The 14,893-nt window shown below is 54.8% G+C and carries 12 protein-coding genes and 1 pseudogene; 4 read left to right on the top strand and 9 right to left on the bottom strand.

The window, feature by feature from the left end; translation table 11 throughout:
- Together BUA42_RS00530 and BUA42_RS00520 are read left to right on the top strand one after the other, a co-directional pair.
- Complete coding sequence (locus BUA42_RS00530) at positions 1-297, top strand: hypothetical protein (RefSeq protein ID WP_143152582.1); 297 nt, start codon at positions 1-3, stop codon at positions 295-297.
- Between the two features lie 322 nt (positions 298-619).
- The gene (locus tag BUA42_RS00520) at positions 620-1,207 is read left to right on the top strand and encodes a hypothetical protein (RefSeq protein ID WP_072775765.1); all 588 of its coding nucleotides are present in this window, start codon (positions 620-622) and stop codon (positions 1,205-1,207) included.
- A gap of 44 nt (positions 1,208-1,251) precedes the next feature.
- Here BUA42_RS00520 and BUA42_RS00515 read toward each other — a convergent pair whose 3' ends face one another.
- The 5 genes from BUA42_RS00515 to BUA42_RS00495 form a co-directional block, all read right to left on the bottom strand.
- Positions 1,252-3,813, bottom strand: coding sequence for a polynucleotide kinase-phosphatase (locus BUA42_RS00515; protein ID WP_072775764.1), 2,562 nt, complete (start codon positions 3,811-3,813; stop codon positions 1,252-1,254).
- A 16-nt stretch (positions 3,814-3,829) separates the two neighbouring features.
- Complete coding sequence (locus BUA42_RS00510) at positions 3,830-5,227, bottom strand: 3' terminal RNA ribose 2'-O-methyltransferase Hen1 (RefSeq protein WP_072775763.1); 1,398 nt, start codon at positions 5,225-5,227, stop codon at positions 3,830-3,832.
- Positions 5,228-5,360: 133 nt separating this feature from the next.
- Positions 5,361-6,914, bottom strand: coding sequence for a relaxase family protein (locus BUA42_RS00505; protein WP_072775762.1), 1,554 nt, complete (start codon positions 6,912-6,914; stop codon positions 5,361-5,363).
- Entirely contained in the window at positions 6,908-7,336 is a 429-nt protein-coding gene (locus BUA42_RS00500) for a plasmid mobilization protein (protein ID WP_245818907.1), read from the bottom strand. Before BUA42_RS00500 ends, BUA42_RS00505 begins: the two co-directional genes overlap by 7 nt.
- Positions 7,337-7,377: 41 nt before the next feature.
- Positions 7,378-8,232 carry a hypothetical protein gene (locus BUA42_RS00495; protein WP_072775761.1) on the bottom strand — a complete coding sequence of 285 codons (855 nt, stop codon included), beginning with the start codon at positions 8,230-8,232 and terminating at the stop codon, positions 7,378-7,380.
- A 379-nt stretch (positions 8,233-8,611) separates the two neighbouring features.
- On the opposite strand from BUA42_RS00495, the gene BUA42_RS00490 reads away from it, so the two are divergent.
- On the top strand, positions 8,612-10,879 hold the full coding sequence (locus tag BUA42_RS00490) for a hypothetical protein (protein WP_143152581.1): 2,268 nt from the start codon (positions 8,612-8,614) through the stop codon (positions 10,877-10,879).
- A gap of 9 nt (positions 10,880-10,888) precedes the next feature.
- On the opposite strand, the gene BUA42_RS00485 is transcribed toward BUA42_RS00490, so the two are convergent.
- The 4 genes and pseudogenes from BUA42_RS00485 to BUA42_RS00475 all read right to left on the bottom strand — a co-directional run bounded on the left by BUA42_RS00485 (position 10,889) and on the right by BUA42_RS00475 (position 13,986).
- Positions 10,889-13,015: a hypothetical protein gene (locus BUA42_RS00485; RefSeq protein WP_245818905.1), complete on the bottom strand. Its 2,127-nt coding sequence runs from the start codon at positions 13,013-13,015 to the stop codon at positions 10,889-10,891.
- Positions 13,016-13,054: 39 nt separating this feature from the next.
- Positions 13,055-13,348, bottom strand: a pseudogene (locus BUA42_RS21490) (DUF4062 domain-containing protein); the annotation flags it as partial.
- Between the two features lie 141 nt (positions 13,349-13,489).
- Positions 13,490-13,711: a hypothetical protein gene (locus tag BUA42_RS00480; protein ID WP_072775758.1), complete on the bottom strand. Its 222-nt coding sequence runs from the start codon at positions 13,709-13,711 to the stop codon at positions 13,490-13,492.
- A 65-nt stretch (positions 13,712-13,776) separates the two neighbouring features.
- The gene (locus BUA42_RS00475) at positions 13,777-13,986 is read right to left on the bottom strand and encodes a helix-turn-helix domain-containing protein (RefSeq protein WP_245818904.1); all 210 of its coding nucleotides are present in this window, start codon (positions 13,984-13,986) and stop codon (positions 13,777-13,779) included.
- 100 nt (positions 13,987-14,086) lie between these two features.
- On the opposite strand from BUA42_RS00475, the gene BUA42_RS21470 reads away from it, so the two are divergent.
- The gene (locus BUA42_RS21470) at positions 14,087-14,698 is read left to right on the top strand and encodes a GIY-YIG nuclease family protein (RefSeq protein WP_084066053.1); all 612 of its coding nucleotides are present in this window, start codon (positions 14,087-14,089) and stop codon (positions 14,696-14,698) included.
- Positions 14,699-14,893: the final 195 nt, after the last annotated feature.

Genomic DNA, 14,893 nt, shown 5'->3' with positions numbered 1-14,893 from the left:
ATGCAAATCACGGAGCTGCCACACTGGCAAAGACAGAAAATGGTCGTGATCGAGCGGCTGCATAATGACCTTGCGCGCTTCACAGCCCCGATCTTTCACATCGTACTGTTCGCCGCAGTTATCTACCTGCCGTGCTTCGCGTTGGTGATGGTTGGCGGCGCTGTGCCCGTTGGGGCGTTGGCCGCGCTGCTGGCGATCTCGACCGTTGCGCTGGTCATTGCGTCACCAGCTTTCGCATTGGCGATCAGCATCGAGGCGTATTTCCAGCGCCAAACAGTGAAGATGCAGCGGCGCTAGGATAAGTTGTCGATTGACAACTTAACTTGAAAGAACTATTTGATGTCTAGAAAGTCGCACAAGTCCAAAGAGATTGAGGCCGTTTTACGTGAGTTGGAGGCCTTGGGTTGGACGGTCACTCTGCGTTCCGGGCGCGGTCATGCTTGGGGCTTGATCCGGTGTCCGAACAATGATCCCGACTGCAGGTGCGGTGAGTTTTGTCAGATGGGTGTCTGGTCCACGCCCCAGAACCCGGGCCGCTTTGCGCGGCAATTGAGAAGCCGGGCGCTAGGTTGCACGAAGCCCGTCAACGCGAACGAAGACGCGCAAGAGGATGAATAAAATGGCAGAAATCGAGTTCGAGTTGATCTTTGCTCTTCCTGAGGGTGAGCATGACGCGTTCGACTTGATGGATGCGGTCTTTGAAGCAGGTTTTGAAGACGCGATTGTCGGTACAGGTGTGCCTGGCATGCTTGGTGTTGCGATGGAAGCAGCGAATGAACGCGCAGAGGATGCAATCCTCAATGCAGCGCGTGCGATTCATAATCATTTGCCCGCGGGCACTGTCTTGAGGGAGGTTCGGCCCGATCTCGTTAGTCTGGCAGATGTGGCCAAGCGTTTGGATGTGACGCGCCAATCCCTGCAAAAGCGTAAGATGCCCCCGCCAAGTCAAGGTGGGCTTTTCCGGATGGAGGAAGTTGCCGTTGTTATTATGGATGCTGCGCTAGGCAAGGGCGGTGGAAAACGCAGAGGGCGTTTCGCAGTCGACAAGGCTGAGAAGTGGCTGAGTGCGGGAAGACCGGCGCGGCGGGTGAATGCGGGCCTTGCCGTTGGCGTGATTGATGGCGCGACACTTGAAGTGGATGAAAGCGCAAGGCATTTCATATACTCCGAGCCAGCACCTTCAGAAAATCGAGCCGAAATTGCTTAAGAACTTTGTGAGGTGGCGGGCGAACCCGTCAGCATTCATTCTCGCTATAGCCTCGGATCTACAGGTTCACTTTCAAGCGCTAGCACAGCGAGAGCGCATTCGTGAACCTTGGACAGTGGCATTCCTTCTACGAACCGATGCAGCCCTTCGAAGCCTAGTTTGGACTCACGCTCTGCCAGCGAAAACTTTCGACCCAAGCCACGCTGTCGCAGCCGCTCAATGTTTTCAGGCAGGTCGTAGTCCGGACCGTAGATTATGCGGAGATAGTCACGTCCACGGACTTTCATTGCCGGCTGAATGAGACCCTTCTCGCCTCGCACAATGAAAGCGTTTGGTTTGAACACCAGACCCTCGCCTCCTTGTGCCGTGTGCGCGAGCCACCACTCTGCAACTGTCTCACGCTGTTTCATGTCGTTGAGATCGATGCGTTTCCATCCAGTCGGTTGGAGGATGGGGTCTGATTTGGCCAGACTCTCGATGGTTGCCATATGCCATGTGTGTGGCTGATCGACGTGCACGCTTCCCTCAGACGCCAGAATGTGGAACGGGGCGACGCGATAGTCATCGATATTGTCAGCGTCCCAGCAATATCCGTCGATGGTCTTGGACATAAGCCTGGCGTTGGAAAGTCTGACTTCGGCCTTGGCGCGTAGTTGCTCTAGCTCTTCTGACTCGGCTTTGCTGGCCAAAGCACCCAACAGCGCAGCGGCCGATTGTTCGGCCGCTGAAACAGTTGGAAGATATTGGCGCTTGAGCAAATCCTGGGCCTTTGCCGACCACGGCATCAATTCGGCATCCAGTAACACCCAATCAGACCCAAGTTGCTTCCAAAGTCCAGACGCACTCATGGCCGCGCTGACCCTTTTGACAATTGCAGCTTCCATCTGTTCGTCTTTGAAGAAAGGCCTCCCTGTTCTCGCAAAGATGACACCTGCTTTACCATCCTCGACACCAAAGCGGGCTTTGGCTGCTTCGGCGGACTTTGTGACAACCAGCAGTGCCCGTGATCCCATGTGCTTTTCTTCGACGACGAGATCGGTGACACCACGGCTGGCATAGTGATCCATCGCTTGCTCTGGCCGTTCCAGAAACGGGCCTTCGGTGGCGGTGGGGCATGCCGCCATTGTCGGCGGCAAGTAGATCAACCAACGCGGATCGACGGCGAAGCGGCTCATGACCTCCAAAGCGGCTAGGCTGTTCTCTTCGGGAATTTGGATCGTGGACTTGAATCGCGTCTCGATCCGCATCTTGGTAGCGTAGTCATCGAAGTACAGAAGTTTGTCATGGTCCTGTTGCGCCGTAAGTGACTGAACGGCATCCAGCGGCTTGGCAGGGACTGCGTACTGGCGCTTTGCAGGCACAGAAACAGTCTCTCGTTCCGGCCATCGAAGGGCGGTAAGTTTGCCGCCAAACACGCAGCCGGTGTCGATGCACATCGTGTGGTTCAACCATTCGGCCTCTGCCATCGGCGTATGGCCAAACACAACATCGGCCTTGCCACGGTAGTCCCTGGCCCATTCAAGCCGCACGGGAAGGCCGAACTCATCCACTTCACCTGTGGTTTCGCCGAACATCGCAAAGTTACGGACATGGCCTGAGCCGCGCCCATGCATCTCTTCCTTGAGGCCTGCATGGGCGATGACCAGCTTTCCGTCCGCTAACCAGGCATGTGACCGCAAGTCCCAGATGAACTCGCTGGCCTGTTTGCGGAACGTATCTGAGGTTTGCTCAAGCTCGGCCACCGTTAGGTCGAGTCCATGGGTCTGCGTCACAGACCGGCCCTTCAGCCACTTGTTCAGTTTGAAGTCGTGGTTGCCGATAACACAGCGGCCCGACCCTTCCTCGCACATCCCCATAACGAGCCGCAGCGCATCCAGGTTGCGTGGGCCGCGATCCGTGATGTCACCTACGAAGAACGCAATCCGCCCTTCGGGATGCCGGGCATGGATCAGCTCTTCTACGCCGGCTTCAAAGGGATCAATTTGGTAGCCCAGAGTTTTGAGAAGTTCGGTCAATTCGTCAAAGCAGCCATGGATATCGCCAATGATATCGAATGGCCCATGATCACCACGGTTGTCCGTCCAAAGAGGCTGACGTTCGATCTGAAGGGCATCAACCTCTTCAGGCGATTTCATGATCTGGACTTGGCGGAAACCCTCTTTCTGCAATCCTCGAAGGCCACGGCGAAGCGCCTTCGAGTGATTACGGGTAACATGCTCTCCAAAGTCGCGGTTCGGACGGTTTTGGTTTCTTTCGTGACAAATCTTGGGGTCGATATCCAAGACCAGCGCCACCGGAAGAGCGTGGTATTTGCGTGCCAGTTGCACCAACTTCGCGCGATCCTCCCGCTTCACAGAAGTTGCGTCGATGACAGTCAGCAAACGCCGCTTCAGTCGGATGGACGCCGTATAGTTCAACAGGTCGAAGGCATCGCCAGTGGCCGCAAGATTGGTCTCGTCGTCAGATACCAGCGCACGGCAGGTATCTGATGAAACGATTTCGGTCTCCAGAAAGTGCTTCTTTGCAAAGCTCGACTTTCCTGACCCGGTGGAGCCGATAAGAACCACCAGGGCAAAATCGGGGATAGTGATTGTGCGCTCGCTCATGTTTTCCACCCGTTCGTCATGATGCGTTGCGCAACTTGAAGATGGCCATCTGCGACGGCCCGCCATGTTGTTCATCGACTGGCCCAAGAGGCGCGAAGTCTACCTCGTAGCCGTTGTCGGAGGCCGCTGCGTTTGCCCAAGTTTCAAACTCGCTCCGTGTCCATTCAAAGCGGTGATCAGGATGCCGAAGCTGGTTCTCTTTCATTGTCTCGAACAGCACATTGTATTCGCGGTTCGGAGTTGTGATGATGATCAAACTGGGACGTGCGTCTGCAAATAGGGATGTGACCAATGCCGAAAGTCGATGTGGTTCAATATGCTCGATCACCTCAACAAGCGTTGCGGCGTCGAAACCTTTCCATCGGCGGTCCCCGTATGTAAGGCTGCCCATTTGCAGCTTCACGCGTTCGGACATTGCATCGCCCGCTTGGTGCAGCCGAAGTTTTCTGTGCGCCATTTCCAGCGTGCGCACTGACGGATCAACGCCAACCATGCGATCAATCCCGCGCTCTTTGATAAGACGGGAAATCAGCTTTCCCTCACCGCATCCCAGATCAAGAACTGTATGGACATTGTTCTGCTTCAGGAGATCGGCGACCGTGTCCAACCGGACGTCATGGAGCCGCAAGGGTTTTTCAAGTTGCTCCTCGGGCTTCAGCTTGGGTGTTTCTTCGTCATCGTCTTCTACCACAGCGGTTTCTTCGAGCCTCGCTAGTGCCAGGTTCGCAAGCGCGCGCCGATGTTTTAAAGCGCGCCGTGTGATCAGCTCTTTCGCCGGGTGGTTGGCCAACCAACCCTCTCCCTTGGCGAGCAGTTTGTCGATCTCTTCCTGCGCCACAAAGTAGTGCTTGAAATTGTCCATCACCGGGATCAGCACATGCATGTGATTGAGAATGTCAGCGAGCCTGAGTTTGGCCTTCAATCGGAGGTCAACGACCATTAGGCCATCGACCGTATCAGGCGACAGGATCGTGTAACCAAGCGGCTCAAACAACGACGTCAACAATTCAGCATCGCCAGCCAATGCAACCGGAAGCACACGAATTTCAAAGTCCAAGGGCCGATCTGCAAGCTCCTGACGATCCTTAGATTTACCCGCCATTGTTTGCGCAAAGGATCGTCCCATTGCCACTGATAAGAATGAATTGGCAACATAGGGGCGGTCATTCACGTACTGCGCCAGCAAGCCTTCGGCCTGCTGGTTTTTGCCGCGAACCAGTCCAACAGGATCAACCTCGAGGTGCAAGACTGCGGTCGTGCGCTGTTCCGACACCTCAGTATAGAAAATGGTGGCGTCGCCAGCAGATGTGCTCTTGGTGTGCACATGATCGGGGTGTTTGTGCAGCAAGAAGCCAAGGTCTCGGGCCGAGTAGCCAGAATCTTCATCTGATAACAATGAAATCTCAATTTGCATTTCGGCAGGCCAATACAATCAGTTTTCCTGCGAGCACTAATTGTCAAACCTGGCAGAAACAAGGTCGCTATTCGTTGAAAGGAAACGAATTCTTTATTAGGCAGGCCGAATTTCGTGCGAAACAGCGACGTTCTCAATGCCTCACCCCCCTCTCCGCATGCGCCTCCTGGCTGTCTAGCTGTCCCTCAATCTCTCGGCGGCGGTCTTCGCTAAGGTCAAGCTCTGCTGCAAGTTCTCTTCCAGCGTCTTGTAGCTCGCCTCGTCGTTCAGCAATCCGCTCAAGGCCTTCATGGATGCGGCTTGTGAACGAATGAGCAAGGTCACGCAGTCTTTCAAGCCAGCCAGCTCTTGCTCGATCCTGCCGGTCGAGCGTGTCTCCAAGGCGGTCAAGTCCTTCGCGGAGGCCTCTGAGGCCGTCACCAACCGCTCGACGCAGGCGAGCAAGTCGCGTTCCAAGGCTGTCAGTTGGGTCATCTAGTCCTCCTCGATCCGTATGCAGGTGACGTGCCGTTCGCCCATTGTGCAGGTCCTGAGCCGCGTCTTCGATGGGTCCAAGATCAGCCATGTCCCCTCGGGCCTTTCGATCCGTGTCAGGCCCAGCTCCGTCAACTCCGAGCGTGTCAGATGCACCGTCCAGAAGAAGCTCGCGGCCATCATCAAGGCGATCCCCGTCAGCACCATCCCAGCGATCAGCCAGGGCGAGATCGTCAGCCAAAGGCGGATCGATCTCAGCTGCGTCTCGAAGATGTTCGCCGTCTCGGTCTGGAAGCGGCGCGTATCGCTCGCGATGGTATGCTGCGCGGCGCCCACAATGTTCTTCAAATCGATCCTGAAGCTCTTGAGCTGGGACGAGATCGAGGCGGCGTGTTCGGCCCGGATCGTGTCGAGCTCCGCGTTCAGCTTCTCGCTCAGCCGGGTCGGCTTGCCAGTCTTCATGGAAAATCTCTCCTTTCAGCCGCCAGCGTTCGCCTGTGTCTTGATCCCGAGCGGTGATGTAGGCCTTGCCGGTGCGCGGCAGGTCGAAGCCCGCGTCGGTAAGGGCATCCACCATGCTCTCCCTATCGGCGATCAGGCCCATGTCGATCTGGTCCTGCAACCAAGCGTGCAACTCGTCGCGGCCTTGGGCGCGGGTCGGGGCCTCGATGGTATCGCGGACCTCTTGCGCCCGCTCCACATCCATCGGATCGGCCCAGCCGTGGCGCTGGTTCATCACGTCCCGCAGGCTGTCATAGGCGTCCTGATAGCCCGGCGGCGCGATGTTGAGGCTCTTGCCCGTCGTCAGCTCCAGGCGCGGCGTGCAGAAATGGAGCTCGACCCGGCCTTCGTGGCGATGGCGGACCCAGAGCACCTCATATTGCTCAGGGTCCAGCCCCGCGAAGGCCAGCCGCTCGAACCCGTCCATAACCTCGGCCTGTTGGTCCTCGGTCGGGTCGTCACTATCCGCAAAGCTGATCACGCCCGCGCGGTAGGTCCACTGGTGGCGGCTGGCGTCGATCAGAGCTTCGGTGCTGTCGGGATTGCCGCGCAAGACCTCGGGCAATGGGTCGCGGGTGGTGATTATGGGCTGGCCGTCGGCATCACGGATCGGGTCGCGGTTACCGTCATAGGTCAGCACGCGCTCGGCGACGAGGTATCCGACCGGCCCTGCGCCCGCGCCCTTGCCGTTGGGGAAGAACTTGATCAGCACCGCCGCGCCTCTTCCAGGAGCTGGGCAAGCTGGCGTTCGATCACGACAAGGCGGCGCGCGACGGTCAGCGTGTCGAGGTCGGTGCGCCCGACCTTCATGGTGTAGTTCAGCCAGCGTGCGATCTGGTTGAGGTTGCCGCCGATGCGCCCGACGGCCAACACGAGCGTTGGATCAACGCGGGGGATGGGCTTGCGGCGGCGGGCCTCGGTCAAGCCAAGAGCCTCGCGTAACAGCGTCGAGGCTGGCAGACCAGCGGCCTCGGCCTTGGCGCGCAACCGCATCTTCTCGGACGCTGTGCAGCGGAAGACGAAGGTCTCGGTCAGCGGCTCTTTAGCGGGGGATTTGCCCGCGCCGGTGGGGTTCGAAGGGGAGGAGTACCGCCCCTCGCAAGCTCCCGTGTCATCGGCGCAGCCGTATGACATGGGTCGCCTTGCTGTTTGCGCTATGGTGGGATCGGTGACGCTCATGATCTGAGGCCTGCCGCCTGAATTTGCGCCTGTGTCACAAGCTCAGCGGCCAGTAATGCGTCGATCTGGCCGGGCGTGATGTGGCGGCAAAGTGGATGCTTATCTGTGACCCAATTCGCCAGGCCTGCCAGCATCTCGGCTTCCTTGACCTTCGCCTCTTCACGGCCCTTTGCGATGTCTTCGACATAGGTGCGCCAGCGTCCCGACTTGAACCAGTTATCCGAGAAACAGACCTTGGAACGGGTGAAACCCGCGCTCTCGGTCGCGTAGGCCTTCACGGCCTGCAACAGGTCCTCAACCTCTGTCCCATCGTCCAAGGCCTCCCTGATCCGTTTGAGACAGTCCGCCTTCCCCCGCACTCGGTCCGGTGGATAGGCCGCCAAAACCTTCTCAGCTTCTTCATCCTCCGCCGCCACGCGCTCGCGCGTAGGTGGTTTATGGATGGTTTTAGGATGGTTTGGGGGCCGTGGTGGCCCCGGTACCCCGGCCACTGTGGCCCCCGTTCCGGGGCCAGTCTGGACGGGGTCCACTGTGGCCCCCGTCTCGATATCGGGTTCTGCGGTCAGCTCCAGGGCCTCGATCCTGGCCAGATCGATCCGGTATACAACCGTGAACCCGTTCTTGCATCCTCGTGCGCCGGTCTCGATCAGGATGCCTTCTTTCAAGAAATCCCGGATCGTCCGCTTAACAGTCGTCTCGCCTAGTTCGGTGTGCCTCTGGATCGTCCCCTTGGAACACCAGATGCCCGACCCATCATCCGAAGCCTTATCCGCCAGAAACATGATGATCTGCTTGCGCGTCGCACTTCCGAACTTCCGTTCGGCGCAGGCATTCGCCACCCGCCAGCTCATCGGATGGCCTCGGGGCCAAGGTTTGACAATTCGTCGCTAAGTGTTTGATGCGCGGTAGTGGGTTTGACAGTTTTTCCGAACCTAAGCGTTTGGGTATTCTCAAAAAGCTTCGGTTTGAAAATCCTCGTGTCGGTGGTTCGATTCCGCCCCCGGGCACCAGTTTTACTAAATTAAAACAATTACTTATCACAGAATGCGCTTGGGTGAATTTTGTCACGTGCCTCGCGGGGTATCACTCGGGTAGCATTTTTCGTCCGATGTACTTGGAGCACCTCAACTGCCAAGCGACGCCGTCAATCTGTGGATGTCTCTTGAACCTACGACTCACCCGGCCTCTAAATCGAACTATTGAGCCATTGTATTCTGTGAGTATGCCGACATGAAAAAAAAAGCAAAGAAACAGAGCCGAAAACCAAAGCCAAAGAGTGATGACCTTTATGACGTGAGCGTCATGAGGATTGCAGAGGACGATCATGAGAAATTCAAAGCGGGGATGCGTAAGAGCGCAAAGGAAGCGATGGAAGCCTTCTCACCAGCTGTTGAAGACTTGTTGGACCTATTCAAGGAAACCTATCCTCCGCACATCATGGCTGCCTTTGCTTCACACTCATTCAGGCAATACGTCGGACCAGACGGCGTAGAGAGTCGAACAGCATTCAACGATGTTCAACAATATCAAGGCGAATTTCTCCAAGCGCTGATGCTATCGGTACCAGCGGCTGAATGGGGTCAGCTACCGGTAACACCTGAGACAGTACAAAAGGTTTTCGACATCATGCCAGCAATCTCATCTGCGTTTTTGGGTGAGAGCATTGTTTCAACGCCCGAAGGCTTGGGCGAAGAAGAGCTGACCATCAGAGGACTACAGCAACGGATCAAGTTCCATACCCAGGGTGTCCGGAATTGGGGATACTTTGAACATGTTGTCCAAACCGTTCGCGATCTGTTGGCCCCCCTAAACGATCAATTTGCTAAGTTTCATCAGTTCAACGGGCAAGAATTGGTCGATGTACTACTTGCGGTCGTGAACGAGTTTGAGAGGCGGCAAAGCGAACACTTCCAAATTCTCAAGAAGGTAGCTCGGGGTAAGAACTACCGTCAAGTCATCAGGCTGTATTTTAAGCATGTACCTGACTTGGAAGGATCAGCAGATGAAATGATCGCTACGATGCCAAAAGGAATGCCAAAAGAACACGCCCTAGCGATGGTGATGTCTCACTTCGACCTGCGGCTCTTCGATCTGGCCGTATTCAGTCCGATGCAAATTGCTGATGTGTCGGGCGTGAACACTGACTCCGTACAGTTGGTTCTGAATGCGATCTCTCTTCTTCCGGGAGTTTTGGCGAGCGAGAAACCTGAGTTTTTCTTTCTTGGAAACCCTGTTTGGGACCGACCGGCAACAAGGCTAGGTGACAACGTTTACTTCGTCCCAATGCCCCAGCTTGCATTTAGTCACGTAAGCAGAATCATTGATCGACTGGCGAAAGAAGCTGGTCTGAAAACAAGTCTAGAGAAGCGACGTGCGGACTTCCTCGAGGAGCAATTGCTGGGCATATTGCAGAAGGCTCTTCCAACTGCGGAGATAAAATCAAGCCTAAAGTGGCAAATCGGCGATGATCAATACGAAACTGATGTGTTGGTTGTACAAGATAGAATTGTATTGATTGCGGAAGCCAAGTCTCATCGCCTGACACCAGAAGGGCTGCGGGGTGCGCCAAAGCGTGTGAAGAGGCACATCTATGACCTAGTCGTCTCTCCATCGCTGCAATCGGCAAGGCTCGAAGGCCTCATTGAAGACGCAAAACAGGGAGATCAGACGGCTCTAGGAATTATCAAAGAACTTGGTATTGACCCTGGTAAGGTAGATCGGGTCATTCGCCTTTCGGTCACTCTGGACGATCTCTCAGTTCTGAGCGCTGCCGAACAAGATTTCAAGAAAATCGGGTGGTTACCTGCAGACCACATGCTTGCGCCAACGATACTAATCACCGATTTGGGCTGCATAGCTGAAATACTGGATAACCCGCTGGTTTTCTATCACTATATGAGCGAACGGTACTACTTCCAGAAGTCGTTTGAGGTGCTTGGAGATGAACTGGACTTCCTAGGGCTATACCTAGTTAGCTGCTTCAATTTGGCGGGGCTACAAGGGGCGGAAATGAGGCTCACACCAACGGGAATGTCCTCGTCTATTGACCACTACTTTGAAAGCCTTCACGCCGGAGTCAGCGTTCGAAAGCCCAAAGTGGAGCTAGGAAAGTACTTTCGCGAGGTTGTGGAACGGCTGGGAGAACGGCAACCGGATGGTTGGACGTCTGTTGGTATGCATCTTCTTTCTTGTGCAGATCCGAAAGAGCAACGGCAACTTGATAAGGACATCGCAAGGCTCAAGTCTATTGTGCGAAAAGAGTATTGTGATCCCGAGCACATTTGCTCAATTCAAATTCACCCACCTGAAGACCGTAAGGCTCTCGTGATACTGCACTTTTTCCCGAAACAATTGGCTGGAAACATGCGTAGAATCGCCAAACAACTGGTCTCAATTGCAATGGATGATAGCGACATCGAAGCCTGTGCTTTGATTTCCCAAAACATTGATAACAGGGCCTCTCCGTTTGAGGCTGCTGCGCTCGCCCTAAAGAACTAATATCAGTTATCAGAGTCGCCTTGACAACTCGCGTTCTGCTACTGACTTCGCCGTCGCGCTTGGCAACGCAGCGCCGAGGTCGAGCCAGTGAACACTGTTGTAGAAACGATGCTCATCGCTATCGACGTACTTCTCGAGTAGAGTTTTTATCCTCGACTTACTCAGTGACTGAACGCAGCGCAAGGCAAAAACTATCCGGCATTCATCATGGCTGCGTTCAAGCTCTCGTAGCAGGATGTCATCACTCAGCTCTTTGAAAACCTTTTGGGGCAATACTGTAAGTAGATTTTTCCTAATCTGGTCATCCAAATCCAAATCAAGCATGTCCGCAATGCGCATTTTGCCTAGAGCGTAAATTGCGTCGGCCTTTTGCCGTGGGAGTTTCGTTCGGCTAATGCTCAACAAGCCCGTGCGATCGGACGGGTAATCTCCAAGGTTCAGAACACGCTCAATATCTTGCCAATTTCCGAACCTAGACAGGTACTTCAGAACATTTTCACTGGCGTCCACCTCGTATTGATCGACAGTCATGCGGACTAGCTCCAGATCGTCGAGCTTTTTAAGATCACAGAGAGCCGAGAGCGTCGCGCTGCAAAGAACTTTTCGATGATAGGGGCCAAGTTTTTCACTGTCTGAGACGACCTTGTTGCTAGCTCCGTAGGCTGACTTAGCTTCTTCAATTTTTCGCTCGAAGTGTTCTTTAAACCCGTCAGAAAGGTTAGCGCGCATTTCGTCCTGCGTAGTTGAGCCAAATCTACGATAAAGAACTGATAGCTCTCGATCCACGAAAGGACCTGCGCCCTCAATCTTTTCGCATAACTCATTTTTTGTGAGCTTTAACAGCCTGTTGACACGATAGGCGTCCAAAAACCTTGTATCGGTTTCGCCTTGATTGAAAAGCCCAAACCCGATGCTGTTTTTCCTTACGGTCAGAACAGATTTCAGTGTCCCCTCTTCCAATGGTTGCCCCAGATCAGCCAGCACTTCAGTTGCAGCAAGCCGGATTTCGTGACTCGAATCTGTCAACAGCTCTGTCGCGGTTTCAGGCGTTAATTCGTTTCGTGAGAAAAGTATCTGGGCTGAGCGGAGCCGCACTGTGTCAGGTTTGGCTCCTAAGCAGCCTTTGAGGGTTTCTGAAGCAAGAGACCGTGGACTTTCAAAGAGATGCTCAACGATTTGGTCATCGACTTTATCAACATCTCGATCACACAACCGCTTTAGCGCTTCGTTAGCGCTAAATTTTGACAAAATCCCAACAATTGCTCCCTCGACCTTGTTCTTGCGATGGGGGGGACAGTTAGAAGAAGCGTCTTCGATAGACGAAATGTCGTCTTGTTGGCCATTTGAGGAAAGAAAAAGTATGGCAGCGTCGAAAACACGGCTATCTGTGTTCTCTTCAAACCAAGTAGTAAGGACGCCGAGCTTGTTAAAATAGCCATCGTGGGTCGGGATGCCCTGATCCAGAAGCCCCAGAATGTGAAGTGCGTTCCTTTTTTCAACGTCAGTGCCAACGGTTGCAAGAATTCTGAGCCGGTAGAACGGGTTATTGCCGAGTTCAGAGTGGGCAACCCAGCGCCAAAGCGGCACGTTTTGATGTTCAAATCCCACTACCCCGCAGTCAAGTAACGCTCGGGTTTCCTGATCCGACAGCTTCGCATCCCGCATGTGTTGGAACACTAGGTTGGCATCATGGTTGCCCAGATAACTGTCATCGTTTCCTGACCTAGAAATGGTATTGCCAATGAGACGAAGTCGCGCCACCTCTTGCGACGATGTTCCTTCCCAGGTTCGAGATCTTTGGATTAGCTCTGACAGGAAGTCTTCGGCGTCTTTTTCAAACAACCTTTCGTCTTGGCTAAGTGGATCTGTTATTGGGTTACTGTCGTTGGGTTCCTTCTTGGATTTCTTATTTTGCTGGACTTGCGTTGTGAGCAGGTCAGTTTCGCGCCAGCCAATTTCTTCAAGCTTTTCCCTGATAACGTCCCTGAAATCTGAAATGCCGGTGAATGGCTTGAAGAAGACTATCTTTTCGTCGATGCACTTTTGTCGAAAATCAAGAACCTTTTTTATTTCCTTCCCCGGCTCCATTCCGCTCGGCACGTCTACTTCTTTGAAATAGATGGCCATGTCTTTCATGTGCCCGCTTTCGATGCGTGCTTTGGACCTTTCATACTCTTCCTCAAACCCTGACGTGTACCCTGAAGGATCGGTGCTCGGCTGCGATCCCCACTTGTTCCAAAGAACACCGATGAAGTAATCACATCTATCCAGATCTTCATTTATTTTACTCTGGGGTCGAACAAATCCGGGAACAGCATTCTCCCACCCCAACAGTTTGAAATGGCACCCCCAACGCTCAGAATGACTTCTATTGACGCTTTCGACGACTTCATGAGCAGCCCGGCGCTCCTCGTCTAAGCCGCCGGGAGAGCCTATGAATACACGAATTATTTTTAGACTGTCCGTCAATAACCTACCTCACTGCCAGTGTTTCCGGCAGGATAGCCAGCGAGCGTATCGACGGCCAGCGGTTTGATTGGGAAAAGCAAGAATTGGAAGGGGTAGCCGTTCTAACCGTTGGCTACCCTTCCTCCGACGATTATAGAAGAGTTACTTAGATGGTTTGGGGCTTGGACTTGTGAGCACGCTCAAAGCCTCCTTCTGCGCCTTCGAGCCTTTCACCCATTGCCACGGTGTGCGCGGTTTCCTCGCCTTCGCCAGTTCGGGGTTCGCCTTGGCATCGCTGGCTGCGGCGCGCAGCTTCTCGCGGGCCTCTCGCGGGTCGATCTTGAATTCCTCGCAAATGGCCTTGAGTGTCACGATATCGGTCATGTCGATCTCCTAGGTTGCTATTGAAGACCGATAAGACGCAAGGTCGGAGCGTGTCAGGGATAACCCTAGTTTGGCTTGAAGATTGCCGAGACGTCCACGCCGAGGGCCTTCGCGATGCGCTCGACCACCAAGATCGACGGGTTGCGCTTCCCAGTTTCGACGCCGCTCAGGTAGGTTTGGTGAATGTCTGCACGATGGGCGACCTCTTCCTGCGAAAGGTCCTTCTCCCTCCTGATCCTTTGGATATTTCTCGAAACGCGCGATTGGACAGACATGCGCGGGATGGCGCATGACGGCTATGCTCTCGACCATAGACTATAAGTCATATTCGACTTAGGCTTTCGGAAGGCCCGAAGTCACTGGCGACATTCAGGAATGCAGGAAGAGGCCGGGGGACGCGCGCCTTCGTGGTTGACTCATAGTCTATCTGACGAAGCGAGAGCCGTGCTTTGGCCCGAGGACCTTCTGCTGCCCGATCATGTCTTGGACTTCATCGACCGAAACGAAATGGCGCATGGCGTTTACGGCTGGTGGTTCGACCAAAGCCTTCCGGTTGCGCCGAGGGACGGGTGCATTGAGCGTGACGGAATGCGCCTTCTCTATGTCGGAATAGCACCGAGCAAATGTAGGTCGATCAATCCCGGCACACGGCCACCTCTCAAACGCAGGTTTCAAAGGGACCACCTGAGACGGGTTCGCGGTTCGACACTGCGCAAGTCTTTGGCAGCATTGCTGCAAAAGGAGCTTGGTCTTGGTTTTCGTCGAGACAAGGGTGGGAAGGTCGGCATGGATCGCCGCCACGAGGAAAGATTATCGGCGTGGATCAATCAACATGCGGCCATTTCCATAACCCAGAACGACGAGCCTTGGAGGCTGGAACAGGAACTGGTCAGGCATGGGCCACCGCTGCCCCTCAACATCGATATGTCCGACCACCCATTCAAGTTAACGCTCAAGGACATGCGACGTGCGCTGGGGCGAACCTGACCTTGCCTGCAATTAACCCCGAAGATCGAGAGCTAAACGCGCGCGCGGCCGCGTTTATTGAGCCAGGAGTGCCGGGGCATGCCTCGGGCATGGTGATCCCGTCGCAATCCCGGCTGGCGCGCTGTGCGCCGCTCTCACGGCGATCTTCCCGGCATCTGCACGGACGCGGTGCATCGGCATAGCTACCCCGGTGGT

Source organism: Marivita hallyeonensis (assembly GCF_900129875.1).
Taxonomy (GTDB): Bacteria; Pseudomonadota; Alphaproteobacteria; order Rhodobacterales; family Rhodobacteraceae; genus Marivita; species Marivita hallyeonensis.
The sequence above is the reverse complement of the archived record's forward strand: the minus strand, read 5'-3'. Positions and strand labels throughout refer to the sequence as shown.

What these genes read in the sequence shown, in the direction of transcription:
- BUA42_RS00480 (WP_072775758.1), bottom strand. Translation starts at nt 13,711, where the DNA reads ATGACCGATATCGTGACACTCAAGGCCATTTGCGAGGAATTCAAGATC.
- BUA42_RS00530 (WP_143152582.1), top strand. Translation starts at nt 1, where the DNA reads ATGCAAATCACGGAGCTGCCACACTGGCAAAGACAGAAAATGGTCGTG.
- BUA42_RS00495 (WP_072775761.1), bottom strand. Translation starts at nt 8,232, where the DNA reads ATGAGCTGGCGGGTGGCGAATGCCTGCGCCGAACGGAAGTTCGGAAGT.
- BUA42_RS00490 (WP_143152581.1), top strand. Translation starts at nt 8,612, where the DNA reads ATGAAAAAAAAAGCAAAGAAACAGAGCCGAAAACCAAAGCCAAAGAGT.
- BUA42_RS00485 (WP_245818905.1), bottom strand. Translation starts at nt 13,015, where the DNA reads ATGAAAGACATGGCCATCTATTTCAAAGAAGTAGACGTGCCGAGCGGA.
- BUA42_RS21470 (WP_084066053.1), top strand. Translation starts at nt 14,087, where the DNA reads ATGCAGGAAGAGGCCGGGGGACGCGCGCCTTCGTGGTTGACTCATAGT.
- BUA42_RS00500 (WP_245818907.1), bottom strand. Translation starts at nt 7,336, where the DNA reads ATGTCATACGGCTGCGCCGATGACACGGGAGCTTGCGAGGGGCGGTAC.
- BUA42_RS00510 (WP_072775763.1), bottom strand. Translation starts at nt 5,227, where the DNA reads ATGCAAATTGAGATTTCATTGTTATCAGATGAAGATTCTGGCTACTCG.
- BUA42_RS00475 (WP_245818904.1), bottom strand. Translation starts at nt 13,986, where the DNA reads ATGTCTGTCCAATCGCGCGTTTCGAGAAATATCCAAAGGATCAGGAGG.
- BUA42_RS00520 (WP_072775765.1), top strand. Translation starts at nt 620, where the DNA reads ATGGCAGAAATCGAGTTCGAGTTGATCTTTGCTCTTCCTGAGGGTGAG.
- BUA42_RS00515 (WP_072775764.1), bottom strand. Translation starts at nt 3,813, where the DNA reads ATGAGCGAGCGCACAATCACTATCCCCGATTTTGCCCTGGTGGTTCTT.